Origin of the sequence: Saccharopolyspora sp. NPDC050389 (assembly GCF_040655595.1) — a bacterium.
GTDB lineage: Bacteria > Actinomycetota > Actinomycetes > Mycobacteriales > Pseudonocardiaceae > Saccharopolyspora.
Map to the genome: position 1 here is coordinate 1 of NZ_JBFAKG010000136.1, position 20,857 is coordinate 20,857.

The 20,857-nt window shown below is 68.1% G+C and carries 12 protein-coding genes; 5 read left to right on the top strand and 7 right to left on the bottom strand.

Annotated elements, in window-relative coordinates; genetic code table 11:
* The 7 genes from AB0I53_RS45650 to AB0I53_RS45680 form a co-directional block, all read right to left on the bottom strand.
* The coding region (locus AB0I53_RS45650; protein WP_358616411.1) for a hypothetical protein at nt 1-312 on the bottom strand (312 nt) is incomplete at its 3' end.
* 268 nt (nt 313-580) lie between these two features.
* Nucleotides 581-2,173 (bottom strand): PfaD family polyunsaturated fatty acid/polyketide biosynthesis protein, encoded by a 1,593-nt coding sequence (locus AB0I53_RS45655; protein ID WP_358616413.1) that lies wholly within the window; start codon nt 2,171-2,173, stop codon nt 581-583.
* Nucleotides 2,167-4,302: a beta-ketoacyl synthase gene (locus AB0I53_RS45660; RefSeq protein WP_358616415.1), complete on the bottom strand. Its 2,136-nt coding sequence runs from the start codon at nt 4,300-4,302 to the stop codon at nt 2,167-2,169. Before AB0I53_RS45660 ends, AB0I53_RS45655 begins: the two co-directional genes overlap by 7 nt.
* A 62-nt stretch (nt 4,303-4,364) precedes the next feature.
* Complete coding sequence (locus tag AB0I53_RS45665) at nt 4,365-6,791, bottom strand: SDR family NAD(P)-dependent oxidoreductase (RefSeq protein WP_358616418.1); 2,427 nt, start codon at nt 6,789-6,791, stop codon at nt 4,365-4,367.
* 29 nt (nt 6,792-6,820) lie between these two features.
* The gene (locus tag AB0I53_RS45670; RefSeq protein ID WP_358616421.1) at nt 6,821-10,588 is read right to left on the bottom strand and encodes a beta-ketoacyl synthase N-terminal-like domain-containing protein; all 3,768 of its coding nucleotides are present in this window, start codon (nt 10,586-10,588) and stop codon (nt 6,821-6,823) included.
* Between the two features lie 139 nt (nt 10,589-10,727).
* On the bottom strand, nt 10,728-11,348 hold the full coding sequence (locus AB0I53_RS45675; RefSeq protein ID WP_358616423.1) for an SGNH/GDSL hydrolase family protein: 621 nt from the start codon (nt 11,346-11,348) through the stop codon (nt 10,728-10,730).
* Nucleotides 11,349-11,615: 267 nt separating this feature from the next.
* Nucleotides 11,616-12,563 (bottom strand): SMP-30/gluconolactonase/LRE family protein, encoded by a 948-nt coding sequence (locus tag AB0I53_RS45680; RefSeq protein ID WP_358616425.1) that lies wholly within the window; start codon nt 12,561-12,563, stop codon nt 11,616-11,618.
* Between the two features lie 542 nt (nt 12,564-13,105).
* Between AB0I53_RS45680 and AB0I53_RS45685 the strand changes: the two genes are divergently transcribed.
* The 5 genes from AB0I53_RS45685 to panB all read left to right on the top strand — a co-directional run bounded on the left by AB0I53_RS45685 (nt 13,106) and on the right by panB (nt 19,161).
* A complete protein-coding gene (locus tag AB0I53_RS45685) occupies nt 13,106-14,806 on the top strand; it encodes a hypothetical protein (protein WP_358616428.1) in 1,701 nt (566 codons plus the stop codon).
* A gap of 12 nt (nt 14,807-14,818) precedes the next feature.
* Nucleotides 14,819-15,694 (top strand): alpha/beta hydrolase, encoded by an 876-nt coding sequence (locus tag AB0I53_RS45690; protein ID WP_177226983.1) that lies wholly within the window; start codon nt 14,819-14,821, stop codon nt 15,692-15,694.
* On the top strand, nt 15,691-16,692 hold the full coding sequence (locus tag AB0I53_RS45695) for an alcohol dehydrogenase catalytic domain-containing protein (RefSeq protein WP_358616430.1): 1,002 nt from the start codon (nt 15,691-15,693) through the stop codon (nt 16,690-16,692). Before AB0I53_RS45690 ends, AB0I53_RS45695 begins: the two co-directional genes overlap by 4 nt.
* Nucleotides 16,693-17,380: 688 nt before the next feature.
* On the top strand, nt 17,381-18,154 hold the full coding sequence (locus tag AB0I53_RS45700) for a Rossmann-like and DUF2520 domain-containing protein (protein WP_358616433.1): 774 nt from the start codon (nt 17,381-17,383) through the stop codon (nt 18,152-18,154).
* A gap of 44 nt (nt 18,155-18,198) precedes the next feature.
* A complete protein-coding gene (panB, locus tag AB0I53_RS45705) occupies nt 18,199-19,161 on the top strand; it encodes a 3-methyl-2-oxobutanoate hydroxymethyltransferase (protein WP_358616436.1) in 963 nt (320 codons plus the stop codon).
* The last annotated feature ends 1,696 nt before the right edge of the window (nt 19,162-20,857 follow it).

The following is a 20,857-nucleotide window of genomic DNA, read 5'->3' on the forward strand; positions in this document are numbered from 1 at the left end:
CGCCTCAGATCTGCGCACCATCAGCCCGGCCGGGATCGGCACGAGGCTCAGCCCACCCTCGGCGATGTCGATGCGCGGCAGCAGCTTTTCCCACCCGGGTGCCGGATAGCGGTGTCCGATCCACTCCGCGGGCCGGTCCCGCCGGAACCAGTACCAGCCGTGCCCGGGCTGATCGCTTCCCGAGAACAACGAACCAGCGGGCTCGGCTGGCGCGGGCGGCACGGCCATCTGGTTGAGATGACCGAGGCGCAGACCGAGCGTTGCGACGTCCCGGTGGGCCTGGTGTCGCGTCGTCGAACGGAGGCGGACCACGCGGGCAGATGAGGCCGGGTGGGGGTGCGGCGAATCCGGTTCACCACGACCCGTTGGCCGATCCGGTCGGGAAGTCGCCGGTGAGCATCGCTGCGGCCAACTCGACGCGGGAGCGGTAGCCCGACCTCGTGAACATGCGGGAAAGCCTTCCGCCACGCTTTTCTCGCTGGTTCCGAACACGGCGGCCAGGTACACCATGGCCGAGCAGCCCGGGCACACCAGCCAGGACGTGTCCGCAGCGGACGATGAAGAGGGGGCCGCAATGGCTTTACTCCTGATTCCTCCAAGCGCCGGAATCCAGGGGTGCGGGGACGTACGAACAGGCGCGGGCGGGCAGCCGGGCGCCGGCTAGGCGCAGTTGGTTCACCCGGCTCGTGAACGCCGCACCACGCATGACATGGGTGGCCAGCTCCGCCGCGTGGCGGTTCTCGACGGCGGCCAAGTAGGTTCCCTCGACCCAGTTGTTGAACGCACCCATCGCGGGACCGCACCAGACCTGGTAGTCGGCCACCCGCCCCTCGGTGCCGGAGATGCTCCAGCCTGAGGAGAGTCCCAGGTACCACCGGAAGATCAGCGCCATCCGGCGCTTCGAGTTGTCGTGTGCCCGGCTGATCTGCTCGGGATCGCGCTCCTGGAAGAACCTGACGCAGTCCTGCCACACCTCGTCCAGCGGTCGCTGGAAGATCCGCTCCTCCAGGCCGGCGCGCTCCGCGGCGGGAATCGACTCGATCCCGTCGTGGGCCCGGTAGACGTCGTAGAGGCGCTTGGCCCTGGCGGCGAACATCGTGCCGCGCTTGAGGACCTGCACTTCGACGCCCATCTCGAACATGTCGGCCGAGGGCGCCATGTCGCAGTCGGTTACGCCCGCCCCGGCCAGCAGCCGCTTGGTTTCCCACGACTGCGCCGCCTCCACCGTGGCCTGGTTGATCGACCCGGTCACCACGTAGGCGGCGCCCAGGGCGAACGCGGCGGCTGCCGCGTCCGGGGTGCCGATGCCCCCGGCCGCCCCGACCCGGACCTGCTGCCCGTAGCCGAACTCACGCTGCACGCGGTCGCGCACCGCGATGATCTCCGGGAGAAGCACGACCAACGGCCGGCGGTCGGTGTGCCCGCCGGAGTCCGCTTCGGCGGTGACGTCGTCGGCCACGGGGATCTGGCGCGACCACTCAGCCTGGTCGGCCGTGATCGCTCCCGAGGCGAGAAGTTCCCGCACCATGGCCTCCGGTGCAGGGCGCAGGAACTTCTCGGCGACCTCGGTGCGGGAGACTTTGGCGATGACCTTGTTGTGCGCGACGACCTTCCCGCCGGCCTCGCGGGTCAGGCCCGCCAGCCGGTACCGCACGATCTGCGGCGTCAGGTCGAGGAACGCGGACGCTTCGATGGTGCGGACCTCGTGCTTGAGGCAGAGGTCCACCGTCGACCGTTCCATCGCCGGCTCGTTCGGGCTGTGGATGAGGTTGCACGCGAAGGGAATGCCCCGCAGGCGGGCGCGAATGTGCGCGAGTTCCTCGTCGACCCGCTGTGCGACGACCCCGGCCGCACCGTAAGAGGCGAGGAAACCCTGCTCGGCCAGGGCGATCACCATCCTCGCCGAGGCGATGCCGTTGGCCATCGAGCCCGCCATGTACGGCTGCCGGACACCGTGGGCGGTGCGGAACCGCTTGTCCCCCAACGCCGACGGTGGCAGCGGGGGCACGGCGGCGAGCACCTGGGCGCCCGGCGCATGCTCGGCGCTGCCCGCGGCGGCGATGCCGTGGGCGTCTCGGACCAGGTAGAACGGCCGGTCGAGGTTCAGCAGGTGCGCGTGGACCGAACCCGCGTCGCGCCCGACCTCAGGTACCGCGCCGGTCGGCGTCACCATGGCTGTGCTCCTTCCTCGCGCAGTTCGACCGCGATGTCGGTGAGTTCGTAGATCCGCAGGCCCGGCTTCCACATGCTGGCGTCGCCGGTCACCCGCACGCGGCCCGGCCCGCGGCGGACGTCTTTGATGTGCACTTCGAGGGTGGCCTCACCGTCGGTGGGCAGGAACTGGCCGCGGTACTTCCAGGTGGACGGCGCACCGACCGGGAGAATGAATCCCGGGTCTGACATTCCCTCGCCCAGTCCCGCGTCCAGCAGCCATTCCTGCATCGCCTGGATGACCGTCTCGACGCCCAGCGAACCGGGGATCACCGGGTCGCGTGGGAAGTGCCGGGCGAAGAACCAGTCGTCCGGGTCAATCCGGCGGACCGCGCGGAGGTAGCCCTTCCCGTAGTTCCCGCCCTCGTCGACGACCTGGACGTCATCCAGCAACGCGAGGTGGTCGCGAGCGCACAGCGGGGCCGAGGGGTCGGCGCGGCGGGCGGCCACGTCGATCGTGCGGGTGGCCGGACGCGGTTGCTGTTGCTCCAGCCAGGTCGGCACGTTCCGGCCCGCGTCGAGGCCGGTCTGGTTGGACATGGCCGCTTCGCTGAAGTAGCCGGACAGGGTCTCGCCTTCGTAGAACGGCTCGCCGTCCACCAGCATCGTGTAGGAGCAGCTCTGCAGCGACGCACCGTTGTTGAGCGTGGTCGACTGCAACTTGGACTGCTGGCGGATCGTCTTGTCCCGCAGGTCGACCTCGCGCAGCACGGTCGCGGTTCCGCCGAGGTTGCGGAGGCTGACGGGCGCTTCCGGATGGGACAATGTCGGCCCGAGGAAGTACCCGATCGACAACGCCGACTGCAGCGAAGTCTCCATGTAGACCATGTTCGGCATGGAAGCGTTGGCGGTGTCGGCGTAATACCAGGAATCGGCGGGCGAGTCGTACTCGGTCTCATAACTCGCGCCGTCGAGCTTGCCGCGCTGGCCGTCCAGGGACACCAGCCGGTCCACCAGCGTCAGTCCCCGGTCGGGCACCCGGGTCGCCCTGCGGCCGGAGTAGTGCGCGAACTCCGGGCCGAAGGCGATCCCGTGGCTGCCGCGGGCGAAGTGGGCGATGTGGAACTCGCTGATCACCGTCTGCTCACCGGCGGCGGAGTACCTTCCGAGGAACGCCGGGAGGATGCCACCGCGAGCCGGCCCGATCGGGACGCCGGGTTTCTCCACGAGTGCCAGGGAAAGACCGAGGACCCGCCCGGCCACCGCGCCGCCGGAGCGGACTTCCACGTTGACGCGGAGGTGCGGCCGGGGAACGAGATCGACGTCGGTGACGTCGAGCCGGATCTCCGCGGAACGCAGCGGACCGGGCCGGGCGAGTTCGACCTCGCTGCGCGCCGGATCGCCACTGCCGTCGCCGGGTGTGAAGGTCGCGTCCGCGAGACAGAGGTGCAAACCCAGGTACAGCGCGAAGATCTCGGCGACCTGACGGGCGGCCGCGATCAGCGACTCGGGTGTGCCGTCGAGCGGACCCGCCGACGCGACCACCTGGCCGCGTCCGCTGCTTCCGCCACGCAGCTCGATCCGGGTGACCTCGTCCAGCAGCAGGGTCGTCCCCGCCGCGAGCTTCACCGACGGGTTGCAGCCGGGTTGGAGGTAGCCCGGGCCGAAAACCCCGGTCATGTCTCCTTCGGTCAGCCGGCCGAGATCGTCCCGGTCGAGCCGCGACTTCTCGCTGCGGGCCAGCGGTTTGAACCGGGCTTCGGTCGTCACGAACGGCACGGCCCGCAGCGACCGCGGAACGCTGATCGGGCGGATATGCCCGTCGACGACCTCGAAGAGCTGCGTCCCGGTGGCGGGTACCGCGAGAGCCGCACCGCACTGGCTGAGCGTCCTGGCCTGCAACAACATCTGCGCGTGCAGCGCGTTCCGGTGCGCGTTGGCGACTGCAGTGCGCATTTCCCGTGCCACCGCGGCGATGTGGCTGGCTCCCGCGGTCCGGCTGGCTGCCAGCGGCTGCGTCACCGGAGCCTGCCGTGCCGCCGATGTCCGCTGCAGGGTCTCCGGTGCCCCGCCTGTCGGGTCCCCGGTGGTCCCGGCGAAGGGGTTGAAGGGCTCGCCGTCGAAGCCCAGCCCCTCCAGTTCGTCGCTCATCGCTGCTTCTCCTCCGGGTGTCCCCAGTGCGCTTCGGCGTGTACTCGGCGTTGTGTGCGTGCTCATTCCGCCAGCCACCGCCGGGTTCCCTCGCGGAACTTTTCCGGCATCTCCGGTGTCGCCACCATCTCGACGTCGTGCCACCGCTGCAGCACACGTCCCTGCTGGTCGCAGGCCGTGGCGGTAACCGTGATGGCGGCCGCGGCCTGTCGCACGTCGTCGACGACCAGCACGAACGGTTCGTCGCCGGGCAGGGCCGCGAAGTACTCCGCCCGTCCGAATCCCAGCGGGAGACTGGCCTGCCCGAGCAGCCGGTTGCCGTGCACCGACGGCCCCTGCAGAAGCAGGTCGCAGAGCACCGGGCTGTGCAGTTCTCCCCGGTAGGCGCCGAAGCCGACCACGGTGTCAGGAAGCCGGCACTCCAGCACCAGGCGATCGTCCGAGTGGTGGAGCACTCGCCGCAAGCCTTGCAGCTCCGGACCGTGGAACAGGATGGCGTCGCGGTAGATGTCGAGTCCGTTCTCCGGGCCTTCGCCCAGAGGTCCGGGTGTCCAGCCGAACACCGGCGGAGTGTCCACAAGCGCCGTCGAGAGCATGAGCGTCGCCGCGTAGTGCAGCACCGGCAGCGCCGCGCCTGTGTCAGTGCGCACCGACACCTTCACGAGGGCATTGCCGTCCACGTGACCGGCCGGCTCCACGACGACGTGCTGGCTGCCCGCCAGCGAGCCATCGAACAGGATCCCCTTGTACACCTGGAAATCACGAACCTCGACGACCCGCCGTCCCGGGTGCGCGCGTTCCACGACGTGGATCATCCAGCCGAGCCCGAACGTGGCGGGCAGCACCGCGTGTTCGCCGACGACATGAGCGCCGAGCACCGGGTCTCCGGCCAGCGTCGCGATGTCGCGATGCGCGGTGAACGAGGCCACCGCGCCCGGGCCGCCGGCCGACAGCGACTTGTTCTCGCCCACCAGCACGCACACGTCGTCGGCATGCTCCTTGCCGAATTGCTCGACGAACGCCTGGGCACCGACCTCGGGATCCAGCAGCCGCACGCCGCGGGCCTGGAAGTGGTCGCGGAGTCCGGGCGTGACCATCCCGCCATCCCACGCGCCCCAGTCGATCGCCGTGACGTGGCAGTCGGGGCGCTGCCGCTTCCAGCTCGCCGCGAGCCGGCACAGCGCCTCGTTCGCCGCCGCGTAGTCCGCCTGGCCCGCATTGCCGAGCAGACCGGCGACGGACGTGAACAGCACGAGGTGCCGCAGCGAATCGGCGTCGAGCACGTCGAGGACCGTGCGCAGGCCGGTGAGCTTGGTCTGGAACACGCGGTGGATCTCATCGCCGGTCTTGTCCATCAGGTACGCGTCGGCGAGCACCCCGGCGCCGTGCACCACGCCGGTGATCCGGTCCCGCAGCGGAGCCAGCGCGATGCTGACGGCATAGGGGTCGGTGACGTCGACCGCGATGTAGTCGGCCTCGGCTCCTGCCCGGCGTACCGCTTCGATCGTCGCGCGGATTTCCCGCTGAGCGATCTGGTCGCGGTAGCGCCGCTCGACCTCGCGAGGTGTGGGGCGCTCGCCGCCTGCCTTGATGTCCTCGATCACCGCGGCCTTGAGCTCGGAGTCGGCGACTCCTCGCGCCCAGGACGGCTCGTCGGCGAGTGCCGTGCGGCCCAGCAGGACGAACGCCGCCTCCGTGTGCTGCGCCAGCGCACGGACGCACAGGGCCGTGACTCCCCTGGCTCCCCCGGTGACGACCAGCGTGTCCCCGGCGTCGACGCCGATGTCCGGGACGTCGCCGCCGATCTCCTCGCGCTGCGCGACGGCGAACCGGAACTCGCCGGGCACGACCGTCCACCGGGCTCCGGCGACGTCGACGCCGACTTCGGCGGTGTCGGTGGCAGCGTCGGCGATTTCCCCGAGCAGCGCGGCGACGAAGTCGTCGCGGTCCACGTCCGGGTCGACGTCGAGTGCCCGGCAGAACACGCCGGTTGCCTCGCGGGCCAGCGTCTTGACCACACCGCCGACGCCACCGGCCAGCGCCTCCGCGGCGGGGCGCCTGCCCCGGAGTCCGAGACCGCCGTCGAGCCGGGTCACCGTGACGAAGCCCGCCCTCGACCCCGCTTCGGCGGTTTCGGTGAGCGCGGCGTGCGCGTGCTTGGCCACCAGGATCGTCTCCGCGACCTGCCGGACGCCGGCGTCCCACGTGTCGCAGTCCAGCAGGCTCACGCACAGGTCCACGCGACCCTGAAGGCGTTGTGCCAGAACACTTTCCAGTTCGGTGGTCTCGCCGTCGAACACGGCCGGCGAACCGCTGAGGTCCACGCGGCGCACGGTCCACCCGCGCGCCTGCAGCCCGCTGACGACCGCATCGGCGTCGTCGCCGCCGCGGTCGACCACCACGGCCACGGGCTCGGCGGCGTAGGCGTCACCGAGCAGATCACGTCCGGGAAGCGGAACCAGCTCCACCTTGTGCCGAGGTGTGGGCACCGGGCCCTCGGCGGGCGCGGCCCCGTCCCTCAGCGGGCCGGCGCTTTTGGGGCCGCATCACCCGCGTCGGCCACCAGGAAACCGGAGATCTGATCCACCGTCCGCAGCTCCCCCAGCTGCTCCGGACCCACCACAGGCAACCCAGGAAACCGCTCCTGCAACACCCCCAAGATCTGCACCCGCTTGATCGAATCCACCCCCAGATCCGACTCCAGATCCATCCCCGGATCCACCATCTCCACCGGATAACCCGTCTTCTCCGACACCACCTCCAACAACGCCGACCTCACCGACGCCACATCGACCCCACCCGAGGCGGGAACCGCTGCCTCCACGACCGGCTCAGGATTCGATTCCTCCTGCACCGCAGGAGATCCGGGCGAGGCGGGCGCCGGCACGGCCGGCTGCGGCTCGGGAACGGCCGGGAGCTGTTCCGGTGCCGGCCGGGTGGTCAGCGCCCGCTGGGTGGGGGCCTGCACGGTAGTGGCTTCGGTGAACACCGCCGCCCGGGCCTCGGAGGAGCGCTGCCCGCCCTGTTCGAGGGTGGCGAGCTCCGCCAGCACCTCATTGGCCCGGGCGTGTGCTTGCGAGATCGCGATGCTCTGGTTCTTCACGCTCTCCACGACCTCCGGCAGCCGCGAGTCCGGGCGGTCCCACTGCCGGTGGTCGCGCAGCAGCCCGGTCAGGGCCTCGGCGACCTGAAGCTGCCCGTCCAGGTACTGCGTGTGCAGCGCGACGTGCTGACGCACCGCGTCGTCGCCATCCGGAATGGCCGCGGGAGCCTGGTAGGCGGGCGTCGACTGGGCCTGCCCGTTGGTGATGGGTGCGGCGGCCTGCGGCTCGTTCATCTGGTCCCTCTCACGCACGAACTCGTCCACAGTGGACATGGACTGGATCTCGGTTGCGGGCGTGGTGGCCGCCCGGCTGAGTGCGGAAACCTCGAAACCGTCGGCCAAACCGGCCTCGTAGGCGGCGCGGCGCTCAGCGGGCACGTGTTCGGCGGCGGAAATCGGCACGGTCATCCCGGTCGGCGTGACCTCTTCGAAGTCGGCGGCGAGGTGGCCGTTGATGCCGTTCAGCGGCACACCGAGCACCGCCAGCCGCACGGCCGCCTGCTTCAGCGAGAGGTCGCTGTCGCCCAGCGGCCCGCCGTCGGTGGGGATCGTGACGACCGGCTCGTCGGCGAGCGTGCGCCGCACCAGCTGGGTCAGCACCTGCTTCGGGCCGAACTCGACGAACACCGTGCAGCCATCGACGTACATCGACTCCACGGCTTCGGCGAACTCGACGGGCTCGAGCAGCTGACGCACCAGCGTTTCGGCGTTGCTGTCCGGGTCCGCGCCATACTTCGCAGCCGGGCTGTTGGCGTAGACCGGGGCGCTCGGCTCGCCGATCCGGACGGACGCGACGACCGGCCGGAACTTCTCGACCGCGTGTGCGACGTGCGAGGTATGGAAGGCCGCCGCCACCGGCAGCAGGCGGGCGGGCAGCTCCCGCTTGGCGCACGCGACGACGAAGGCATCCACGTCGGCAGTGGGGCCGCCCACGACCACCTGGTCCGGCGCGTTGTTGTTGCACACCACGACGTCCGGGAAGTCCGCCAGCATCTCGGTGACCTGCTCCCGGCCGGCCTGCACCGCCGCCATCGTGCCGGGGTCGGCGCCCGGTTCGTCGGCAGGCGGAGCCATCGCCTCCCCGCGCGCCCGCGCGAGCCGGAAGAAATCGGCGTCGGCGATCGCGCCCGACGCCCACAGGGCGGTCAGCTCACCGAAGCTGTGCCCCAGGAAGCCGGAGCACTCCAGGCCCAGCGAAGACAGGTAGCGGAACTGGCCGGCCGACAGCGCACCGATCGCCGGCTGGGCGTGCTCGGTCTTGCGCAGCGCGGCTTCCTGTTCCTGCCGGAGCTCGGCGTCCAGCAGCGTGGGCGGGTAGACGACCTGCGCCAGCCGCGTGCTCGCCCCGTCGAACGAGGCGTTCGCGGCGTCGAAGGCCGCGCCGACCGCAGGGTTGTTCAGCGCGGCTTCCAGGCCCATATCGAGGTACTGGCTACCCTGGCCCGCGAACAGCGCACCGACCTTGAGGTCCGGCTGTGCCCGCATGCGGTAGAAGACACCCCTCGGGTGCGTCCAGTGCTCCGCGTCCAGCGCGCCCGCGAGTTGCTCGGCGGCCAGGTCCCTCAGTTCCTGTGCGGTCGCCTCGTCCGCGGCGACGAAACCGATCCGGGCGTGGGCCGCCGGAATCGGACCACCGTCCTGCGACGGAGCGTCCGACCGGACCAGTTCCAGCAGCTCGTGCGGGGTCTCGGCATGCCAGAGGTATGCGCGCGCGGCGCGGTGCAGCATCTCGATCTCCGAGCGGTCCTGCGTGTGTTCCTCCAGCACGAAGTGGAAGTTGGTGCCACCAAAGCCCATCGCCGAGGCGGCGGCGCGACGCACCGGGCGGTGCGGGTCGCGGATCCACGGGCGGGTCTTGACGTTGACGTAGAACGGCGCGCCGGAGAAGTCGACCGACGGGTTGGTGCGCTCGACATTGATGGTGGGCGGCAGCGTCTTGTTGTAGAGGCTCAGCGCGAGCTTCATCAGGCTCGCGGTGCCCGCCGCGCCCTTGGTGTGGCCGATCTGGGACTTGACGCTTCCCAGCGCGGCGAAGTGCTGCTCCTCCGACGACTCGCGCAGCAGGCCGCCCAGTGCGGTCAGCTCGGTGCGGTCGCCGACCGGCGTTCCGGTGGCGTGGGCCTCGAACAGCTCGACCGAGGCGGGTGAGCAGTCCGCGTCCACGTAGGCGCGGTCCAGCGCCACCCGCTGCCCCTTCGCCAGCGGGGCGTAGATGCTGTTCGACCGGCCGTCGCTGGAGGAACCGAGGCCGCGGATCACCGCATAGATCCGGTTGCCGTCCCGCTCGGCGTCGGAGAGCCGCCGCAGCGCGAGCATGCCCACACCTTCGCCGAGCAGCGTCCCATCCGCGGCGTCCGAGAACGGGCTGATCTTGCTGCTGCGCGACAGGGCCTGGGTCTTGCTGAAGCACATGAACCCGAAGATGGAGTTGTCGGTGTCCACCCCGCCGGTGATCATCATGTCCGCGCGGCCGTCCACCAGTTCGGCGATGGCCACCCGGACCGCCGACAGCGACGCGGCGCACGCGGCGTCCACAGTGGAGTTCATGCCGCCCAGACCGAGGCGGTTCGCGACGCGCCCGGCGACGACGTTGGCGAGCAGCCCCGGGAAGGTGGTCTCTTCCCACCGGGTGAATGCCTGGGCGTACTTCTCCGCGATCTGCTCCGCGTCCTCGGTGGTCAGCCCGCAGCTGCGCACGACCTCCTTGAGCACCGGGGTGGACAGCCGGGCGGCCAGCGGGTGCACCAGCGGCACCGATCCGGTCGTGCCCAGGACGCAGCCCGTGGTGGACGCGTCGTACCACGCCGAGCCCACCGCCCCGCTGTGCCGGAGGAGGTCACGGGCGACGCCGAGACTCAGCAGCTGCATCGTGCTGGTGATATCAAGCTGGTTGGGCGGCAGCCCCCACTCCAGCGGGCTGAAATCCACGTCCGGGACGAAACCGCCGCGGTGCGAATAGGTCTTGTCCGGCACCGACGGGTCGGGGTCGTAGTAGTCCTCAAGGCGCCAACGGGATTCCGGCACCTCCTCGGTGCAGTCCGTGCCGTCGACGATGTTCTGCCAGAACTCGCGGTAGTTGCGCGCCATCGGGAATAGACCCGCCATGCCCACGATGGCAATGGGATTGTTCGCCAGCCGCCGGTCGGTCAAGTCCCGGTCCATCGGATTCGTCCCCTCGCTCACGTTCTTCCTCACAAAGTCGTTTCGGTGGGTGGGCAGCACGAAGACAGGTGCCGCCGTCGGGCAAGGTTTAGGTTCGGGCCACCGGGACTTCGTCGGCTCGGTCGCGGAATGTGGGACAGGCAGATCTCTGGTCGCGCGGTTACCCACCGACGAGCAGGGCGGGCTGCACCAGACCCGTCGCCCGCGCGGCGAATTCGGTCAGCTGGTCGGCAAAAAGCTGGTGACCCGCGGCGTTGGGATGTATTCCGTCCGCCGCCCACACCCGCGCCTCAGCCCAACCGGGCATCGCTGTCAGGTCCAGGCAGAGCGTCCCGGTCGCGACGGTGATCTCCCGCAGGACAGAGTTCGCCTCGGCGAACCGGTCCCGCAGCAGGCTCCGGAAAGCGTCGGGAACAGCCAGGTTCTTCGGGATGTCGGGATAGGACGCGGTGAACACCGTGGTGTCCATGCCGCGAAGACTCGAATAGATCGTCCCCAGGTTACGCCGGAACCGCTCGGGATCATAGTCGCTGACGAGATCGTTGACCCCGACGTTCACGACGATCATCGGGGGCTTTCTCGCCAGCACGGCCGGAAGCTGCCCGTCGACGACGTCCTGGGTGGTCGCCTGATACACCCCCAGGTTCAGCACGCCCCGGCGCGGTATCCCGAGCTGGTCGGCCAGCCGGGGCACCCAGCCGTGGAACGGGCCATCGAGGCCGGGATCGCCACGGCCCTCGACGAAGCTGTCGCCCAGCGCTGCCAATCGGATTGCCGGCATGTCTCTTCCTTCTCCCTCGGCTGGACACAACGCTTAGAGCCTGTTGGCGGTTTTGTCTTTGAAGCAGCGAAGCCGCTTGGCCCATCCTGGCAACTTGCACCGCCGCGGGTTCTCAGACGTTTCCTGGCGAGGACAGCCCATTCGCCGCGTATTGGTCACATAAGAAGGGGCACGCTCGCGAATCCGCTTCAGCGTCCAGACGATCGACAACTGGCGCCGTCAGGAGCTGATCGACACCGGACCGCTCCCCGGGACCACCAGCACCGATCACACGGAGCTGGTCTCCGCCCGGTGGCGAGAGGGCGAGATGTCCCTTTGAGCTGGGATGACGACCGAGTCCCGATAGATGGGTAAACCATCGCACGGGACGTCATGCACCTCGATCGCGCCGTTGGCGATCTCAGTGACGAACATCTTGTGCCGTCCGTCTTCGGTGAACGCGATGTTCGTCGGCGCCTTGCCCTTCGTCTCGATACGCTCCACCACCGTGCCGGCCTCGTCGAAGACGACGATGTGCCCGGCACCCATCACCGTGCAGTAAAGGCGCCCGTCTGCACCGAATTTCATGCCGTCCGGGCCAATGAAACCGTCGGGCGCCACACCGTCCCAAACATTGCCGAACAACTCGCGTCGCGGATTGGCGCCGAAAACCTCGTAACGGTAGATATTCCCGCCAATGGTCTCGGCCACGTAGAGCCGGTCGTGGCGGTCGAAGGCAATACCGTTGGCGAACCGAATGCCGTTGTCGATCCGCGTCACGTCCAACGTCGCCCGATCAATCCGGTACACCCGGCCATCGAACGGATAGTCAGACCAACCAGGCTTGAGGGTCATCTTCACGGGGTCGAGCACTTCGTGCTCCCACGCGCCGGAGTCGGTCATGTAGATCGCACCGTCACGGCCGATGACGTGGTCGTTGGGCCAGCGGAAAAGCTCGTCCCCACAATTCGTAATGCGTGCTTCCTCGTTGCCCTCTGCGTCGTAGCGGATGAGCGCGTGCTCGTGCGCTTCGCCGACCCACAGCTTGCCTTGCGCATCACGAAGCAGTCCGTTGGGGAACCCTCCAGTCAGCGTAATAGCACGCAGTTCCCGTGTTTCCGCATCTACACGAGTGACGGCGCTGCGGTCCCGCCGCATCTCCACCACCAAGACGTCACCGTTGTCCAAGATCACCGGGCATTCCGGGGCGAAGAGCCCTTGCGCGAAGAGTTCCATTGCTCGTCCTTCCACTTGCCCACTGACTTTCGCGCAAGTCTGGGAGCAAGGTCGCGGGGCGTGCCCGTTAGGACACCGGATGATGTGCCGTTCGGGCAACTAGGTGTGACAGAAGCTGAGATATGTAGGAGGTTTTCGTTACTCCGATCGCGACGACGCTTGTAGGCGGGAGCGACGAAGTGACAAGTACCCGCACTTGTTGGGAGCGTTTGACGCCCTGGCCGAAGCACCAAGAGACCTGGCGGCTGCCGGGTAGCGCAGAAATGAGTTCGACCATGCACCTTACTGGATAATCACGGAACCCTTGAGGTTTTTCCGTGCCGATTTGTTCCTCTTGGCCGCCCAACTGTGTGTCTTGCTGGGCCCAGCTTTCCCGCCACCGTGGGTGAACGGCCGCTAGATGGGCCCTGCCCAACTAGCACAGTCCCCTTTGAAAATGCGCGATGCCCACGAATCGAGAGGATTTCGATCACATGGCCGCAACTTCAGTCCCCAATGGGCAACCTCTCTTAACCCATGCCCATGCCACGGAGGCGGAGCGGTTGACTGCCCTGGACGTGGCGCAGGACGTCTCCGCCTACCGGCGGACGATGCGTGACCTGCTGCGGCAGGAGTTGTTCGATCCGCGACTGCGTGACGATCTGCCCTTGCGGGAGTACATGGACCTGACCATCGACCGGATGAAAGCGATCTTCCGGGAGGGGCTCGTCGACAACGACATGTGGATGGGCCAGTCCCGGGAGCACGCGTTCCGGTCCATGTGCGAGGTGATGGGCCTGACGGGCGCCTTCGATTTCGCGCTCACCTCGACCATCACCGATCACCTCATCGCGGGGAGCGCGCTGTTCAACCACGGCACCCCTGAGCAGGTCGCCCGATACCACGACGAAATCACGCGGATGCACCAGGTCTACGCGTTCTGCTGCACGGAGATCGGCGGCGGTACCAACCTGCGGGAGATCCGCACGACGGTCTCCTGGAATCGTGAGGAGCAGAGTTTCACGCTCGACACCCCCACGGACGCCGCCTGCAAGTTCTGGATCGGAAACATCAAACACGCCGCGACCGTCGGCATGGTCCTGGCCCGCCTTGTCATCGACGGCGAAGACGTCGGCCACCACTGGTTCCGTGTCCCGCTGCGGGACGAGGAGAACGGTCCTCCCCTGCCGGGTATCACGATCCTGTCGTGCGACCCGAAGGGAGGTATCCAGGCCAACCAGGTCGGCGGTGCCCGCTTCGCCGGGGTCCGGCTCCCCCGCGAGGCGCTGATGGGGCGGTACTCGCGCATCGACGCGGACGGACGTTTTTCCAGCACCCTTCCCGATGCCGGCGCCCGCTTCGTGAAATCCATCGAGACCTTCGTCCAGGAACGCATCTTCCCGCTCAGCGCCGGAGCGCGAGCCGCCGAACTCGCAGCTCACCTCACCTGGCGGTTCGCCGGTCACCGCGAAACCCGCCGCACGCCTACCCGCAAGGTCCTCCGGGACGAGCCGCTGTTCCTGGACCGCCTGTATCCGGTCCAGCTGCGCTGCCTCGCGCTGCGCCTGCTGGAACGCGCCGTCGTCAGGGGCGTCGAACGCGACTGGCACACCGACCCCGGCCGTAAAAACATGCACCTGCTCACCGCGACCGGAAAATGCGGCTCCTGGCTGGTCCTGGACGTCCTGGCCGCGTCCCGCGAGATGTGCGGGTCGCAGGGGTTCCACTGCCACAACCAGATCGTCACCCTGCGGACCGACTTCGAGGTCAATGTGACCTTCGCGGGCGACAACTCCGTGATGGCCTACCAAGTGGCGCGCGCTGCTCTGCGTTCGGACCGGTTCGCCTCACACCCGCCTGGGACACTGCCCGAGCGGGTCGAAAGGGAACTGACCGAGGCGTGGCGCAGCCGTCCGGGCGGATCGTTCACCCATGACGAGGCCGTCGCGCTCGTTCACGCCCGCATGCTCGACCTCATCCTGAGCGAGCACGACGCCGACCCGCAGGTGCCGCAGCAGATCATGGACGACCTGGTAGCCGATTTCGCCGCACACCGGCTGGGGGAACCGCAGCGGCCTGTGTCGGCCGACAGGGAGAAGATCGGCCTCCTGGCCGAGTTGCTCGCGCCCCTGCCCGAACTCGTCACCGCCCCCCTGGTCGACGACGGCTACCTGACGGAATTCACGTCCCCAGCGCGGGCCGTAGAAGTTCCCCTCCCCGCGCCGCGGACCGCAGGAATTCCCGTCCCAGCGGACGGGAGGTAAACCGCCGTGGCGATGCATGTGCGGGAAGAGACGCGGACGGTGGACGGTTTGCGGTTCCATGTACGGCGCGCTGGAGAGGGTCCGCTGATCCTGTTCCTCCACGGATGGCCGCAGACCAGCTACGCCTGGCGCCGCGTTCTGCCCGTCCTCGCGCGGGACCATACGGTGGTCGCGCCGGATCTGCGCGGATACGGGGCTTCCAGCCGGCCCCGAGGCGGCTACGACAAGCGGACCATGTCCGCCGACATGAGCGGACTCATGCATGAGCTGGGATACACGCAGGCTGTTGTGGTCGGGCACGACCGGGGCGCACGCGTGGCCCACCGGTGGGGACTGGAGCGGCCGCACGAGATCAGCCGCCTGATGCTGCTCAGCGTCGTACCGACGCTGGAAATGTGGCGGCACATGGACGCACGGGTCGGGGCCGCGTACTGGCACTGGCTCTTCCACCTCGTCCCCGACCTCCCCGAGTTCCTCACCGAAGGAAAAGGCGGGGAGTACGTCCGGTTCATGCTGGCCGCCGGAGCATTCCGGCGCGAGGCGTTCACTGAGGCGGACCTGCGGCACTACGCGGAAGCGTACGCACAGCCCGGGGCGCTTCGCGCGAGCTTCGACGACTACCGCGCCGCTCGCCATGAGGATCTGGAAGCCGACGAGGCCGACGCGGCTGCGGGCCGCCGCCTGACAATGCCCGTGCACGTGGCGTGGGGCGCCGAAGGGCTGGTGGGGTCACTGCCCGTACTCGACCTGTGGCGGGACTACGCCACCCGGCTTGAGGGGGCGCAAATCGCCTCCTGCGGGCATTTCCCGGCCGAGGAGCAGCCGGACGTCCTGGTCGCCCGGATCCGGGCTTTCCTGGACGCTGAGAAGACTGTGGAGGAAAATTGAGGACACTGGTCATCACCGAGGAGCGCGGGCTGCACCTCGCGGAGGTCGAGGAACGCGAGCTGGAGCCCGGCTGGGTACGCGTGGACGTAGCGTTCTGCGCCATCTGCGGTTCCGACCTGCACCTGCGGGCGATGCCGCACCTCGTCCCGGCCGGCGCGGTTCTCGGACACGAAATCTCCGGGCACGTCGCCGCACCGGGCGGGGAGCGGCTGACGGCGGGGCAGGCCGTGGTGGTGTGGCCGAAAGCGGGCTGCGGGGACTGCGACGACTGCCGGCTAGGCGACAACCACCTGTGCCCTGTACAGCCCTGGCGGCTGAGTTCCCTCGGCCTGGGCACACGCCCCGGCGGCTACGCCGAAGCCGTCGTCGTCCCCGAGCACACGGTGTACGCGGTGCCGGACGGTGTTTCGCTGGAGCACGCGGCGCTGACGGAACCGCTGTCCTGCGCTGTCCACGCGGCCGACCGCTCCGGAATTTCGGCAGCGGATACTGTCACGGTCCTCGGAGGCGGCACGGTCGGCTTCCTGCTGGCACACGTGCTGCGGCTACGGGGAGTCGAGGACGTGCGGGTGGTGGAACCGCACCCCGTACGGCGCGCACGCCTGACCGCGACCGGGATCACCGCCGTGGACGTCGATGAGCAGGGCCCGGACGCAGACGTGGTGTTCGAGTGCGTGGGCTCGGTGACTGCGCTCGCGGACGCGGCCCGACGCGTGCGGACACGGGGAACGGTCGTCGCACTCGGAGTGAACGAGCGGCCCGCGGAACTGGACTCGGTCGCCCTCATCACCAAGGAGATCCGGATCGTGGGCAGCTTCGCCCAGAACAGAGGCGCCTTCGAGGCGGCCTTGGATCTTCTCGGAGGCGGCCGTGTCCCGGTCGAGCGGATCATCACCGACGTCGTCCCCCTGGACTCCGGACCGGTCTCAGCGATGATGGACGCCCTCACCGGACGGCCCGGAGACCACCAGGTGGTCATGATCGCTCCCGGCGGGTGACGTCGACGAGAGCGGGCAGGGGGACTTGGGCTCAAGCCGCCTCCGCCAGCTCCTCCATCGGCGCGGCACTCGGCGTTTTGCGCAGCGTTCCCTACGCCTGCCTGGCCACGGCAGCGCTCGACCTGGGCGTTCCCCTGGAATTGCCTGGTGGTCAACTGCTGTTGGCGTGACCGCCACTCTCACTCTGGAAATGTAGGTGGGTCCGGTGGATTGACATGACGCGATCCCGTCCTGCGGTGCCGGCGGCTTGACCAAGGGAACGAGTCTCGCCGCCGGCCTCGGGCAGTGGCCGTAGGGTTATCGTTGCTCCGTTGAGCCCACCCGAAGTGCGGGGGTCGTTCCGGACTGGCGTAGCCCTTGAAGACGCTCATCCCCCGTGGCCTTAGCGCTTCGGGCGGCGTTGTCACCGTTGGCTGGCGTGTCCGATGGCTGCCTTCCTCTTTGGCCACTCGCGTCGGTACGAACGGGCAAGAGGCGCTGACAGATCGCCAGGCTAAGTGGCATATTCCGGAGTGTCTCAATCTCGGCCGGTCCCTAAAGCACGAGGACTCCTAGACCTGGCAATCTCGGCAAAGTTCCGTCAGGGAACAGCATTGTTCTTGATGGGGAAGTTGATGGACGCGGTCACCTCAACGCGACGCGTAACCGTCAGGAGTTTTCCATTGGCGGGCCGGGCTCGCGGAGGGCAATGATCATGAGGAACTCGGTGGTACCTATGGATCATCTCTCGCGAGATCTGCCGGAGGGCCCGGTCGCAATCGTCGGCCAGGGACGGATGGGCACCGCGTTGGCACGTTCGTTGCGCGACGCGGGAACGGAGATCGTCGGCCCGTTGGGGCGTGATCCGGATGTCGGGAATGCCCCCGTGGTCCTGCTTTGCGTTCCGGACGGTGCTATCGCAGATGTCGCGGCACGGTTGCGACTGGGAATCGTGGTCGGACACTGCTCGGGCGCCACCGGCCTCGGAGTTCTGGGTGAGCACGAGGGATTCTCCCTGCATCCACTGATGACGATCACACGAGCCGCGCCTGCCAGCTTCGACGGTTGCGCTGCAGCGATCGCCGGTACTACCCAGCTGGGGTCAGAAGTGGCACGAAAGTTGGCCATGAGCCTGGGCATGCGCCCTATCGCGGTCGCGGAGGGCGACCGCGCCGCCTACCACGCTGCGGCATCGGTCGCCGCGAATTTCCTCGTCACGGTGCTGGGCCTGGCCGAGGACATGGCCGCTACCGCGGGAGTAGATCGCGGGGCATTCCTTCCGTTGGTGGAAACGGCTTTTCGGAACTGGGGGGAACTCGGCGCCTCGCGTGCGTTGACGGGGCCCATCGCTCGCGGCGACGAGAAAACCGTGGCGCTCCAGCGATTCGCGGTTGGACAGCGCTGCCCGCAATCGCTGTTCTTGTTCGACGCGCTCGTCGAGGCAACCAGAGACTTGGCATTCAATCGGACAGTGCAGAAATGAGTCCGGGCCAGCGTGCCGGGAAGAACGACTAGGAGAGTAGAGCGATGTCCACGTACCCCCAGCCTGAAGGCAAGTCCGGAGCCAGCCGCAAACCCGTCACGGTGAACGCACTGGCCGACCTACGCCACCGCGGTGAACGGATCGTAATGATCACGGCCTACGACTACCCGAGCGCCCAGGTGGTCGATTCCGCTGGCGTCGACATGGTCCTCGTCGGCGATTCGGCCGCCATGACCGTGCTCGGCTATCCCACGACGGTTCCGGTCTCGATCGAAGAGATGATCATGCTGACCGCGGCGGTTCGCAGAGGTCTGAAAACCCCGCTGCTGGTCGGCGACCTGCCTTTCGGTTCCTACGAGGTGTCCAACGAGCAGGCAGTGAGCACCGCGATTCGATTCGTCAAGGAAGGCGGCTGCGACGTCGTCAAGCTCGAGGGCGGCGGCGAGTCGGCGGAGCGGGCGAGGGCGATCGTCCGCGCCGGCATCCCGGTCATGGGCCACATCGGGCTGACCCCGCAAACCGCGACGGCCCTGGGCGGGTTCCGCGCCCAGGGCGTCACCGCCGAACGAGCACGATCGGTGCTGGACGATGCCCTACGTCTCCAAGCCGCTGGTTGCTTCTCCATCGTCTTCGAAGCGGTTCCGGCCAAAGTCACCAAGGCCATCATGCCGCACATGAAGATACCGGTGATCGGGATTGGTGCGGGTCCGGACACCGACGGCCAAGTGCTCGTCTACCACGACTTGCTGGGCATCTTCGACGGCTTCCAGCCCAAGTTCGCCAAGCGGTGGGCCAACATGCGGTCCGCGATGACCGATGCGGTGAGCGAGTACGCCGACGAAGTCCGCCGCAGTGCCTTCCCCGCGCCCGAGCATTGCTACGGCATCAAGCAGGAGGAACTGGACCAGTTCATCGCCGACACGGAGCTGTCGGTTCCCGTGCAGGCGAACTCGAGCTCCAGGCGCCCTGTCGAGGCCGTCAGCCACGCGGCCAACGGCCAGCAATAACGCAGCGCCCGGCACCGCGTGTTCAGCGGGACCACCTGGCGGCCTTGGCCGGCTCGCTCATATTCGGGTTCCTCGGCAATCGGCCCCTCGCACCTGGCTGGCACTACGCTGTGACAGGCCAACGCCTGATCTTCGTTTGTCGGCACAGCAGGGAGGCTGGCGGAATCCATAGCGGCCATCCGAGGAGAGCGAATGAGTGAGTCACCATCGAATCAGAACGCGAACGGGCCTTCGGTACCGAAGAGTCCTGGATCGATGACCGGAACCGCATGACGGGAGGAAGCGCACGAGGTCCAGGAAAGCGACCTGCCGCGCTACCGGGTCGAACTGGAAAGCATCGATGAGGCGATCACCCGCGTGAACCATGTTCACGCGGGTTTGATGGAGGATGCCCTGCTGAAGGCCCGCGAAGCGGACCAGTGGCCGAGTAGCGGCTCCGGCAGCGACCCCAGCAGGTTTCGAGTGGTGGAGGTAACCGAGGAGAGTGCCTCCAGCGAGGCTCGACACCAGAGAAACGCACGCCGACGATACATCAACACGATCGTGGAAGCTGGCCTGACGGCGCTGGCAAGACCGTTCCCGATCGCTCAGATCAAGAGTTCTTCGACGTCTTGTGCGATTTCTTCACCCGGGCCATCGTTCTGCCCGGGCACTTCGCCTTCCTCTCGGGGGATACGGAGGCCGACCGTCTGCTGAACACCGACGACGCGGCCAGCGTCCTGGCCCAGATCCTTACAACTCATCTCTCCCATCACGGCTTGAAGGTGGCACAAACCCTTCCGGAGTAGACACCGCACGCCCCTGGTCCCCGCTCAGGATGAAGGCCACACCCGCCGAGCCGGCGAGGGCGGATCCGGCCTCGCCGACGGCTTGCGTACAGTGCGGGAAGAATCTTCTCCCTCCCGCGCGGTGCGTGTTTCTGCACTTTTGCTGGCAAACGAATTGCTGGCGCTGGCGTGCTTTCCGGATGAGCCCAGAACCACGGGGCCTAGCGCACATGCTGGCGGTCGCCTGTGACGGTTGCGGCGAGACCGCCGTAGCAACGACAACAGTGGACTCGGCGACCCGGGCTCAGTCACTTCGAAGCCAGCCCCGGGTGCGGCGGTGCCCCTACTCAACCTCGTCGTTCGCCTGGCCCTCGCCGAACCCCGGTTGACAGTCCCAGAAGTCCTCGGGGGCGCATGACTGTCTCACAGTCCTCCCGTACTCCAAGCACCGCTGGCCACTCAGACGCGCCAACACCCCCACCTGGGGCAGGGCGAGAGGCGCAAACGGGCACTGGACTGCGAACATTCAGGCAGCCTCGTTCAGCTCGACGTTGCCCCTTGGGGCACCTGGATGAACCCTTGGTGGTGCGCACGGTTCGACCGCTGCGCGGTCCCGATAGATCGTCGATTAGACGCCGTTGGAAACGGCGGCCGATTCCGGAAAGGACACGTGCGCAACAAGATCTCGATTTTCTCGGCGCGGTCTAGATTTCACGTCGTTGTAACGGTCGAACCGGACACTGCCGAGATAGCTTGCGTTGCCTGTCATACCATATGAGTTGCTCGTGCCCCCCGGGCGGTCTCGAAGGTGAGACTCTCTAAAGCCTGTCCCGTAATCGCGGGTCTGGGCGGTAGTGGATCATGTACTGGTGCAGGTGATCGGGGTTGAGCAGCCGGGGTGGATACCGACGTTCACGGGGCTGTCGGTG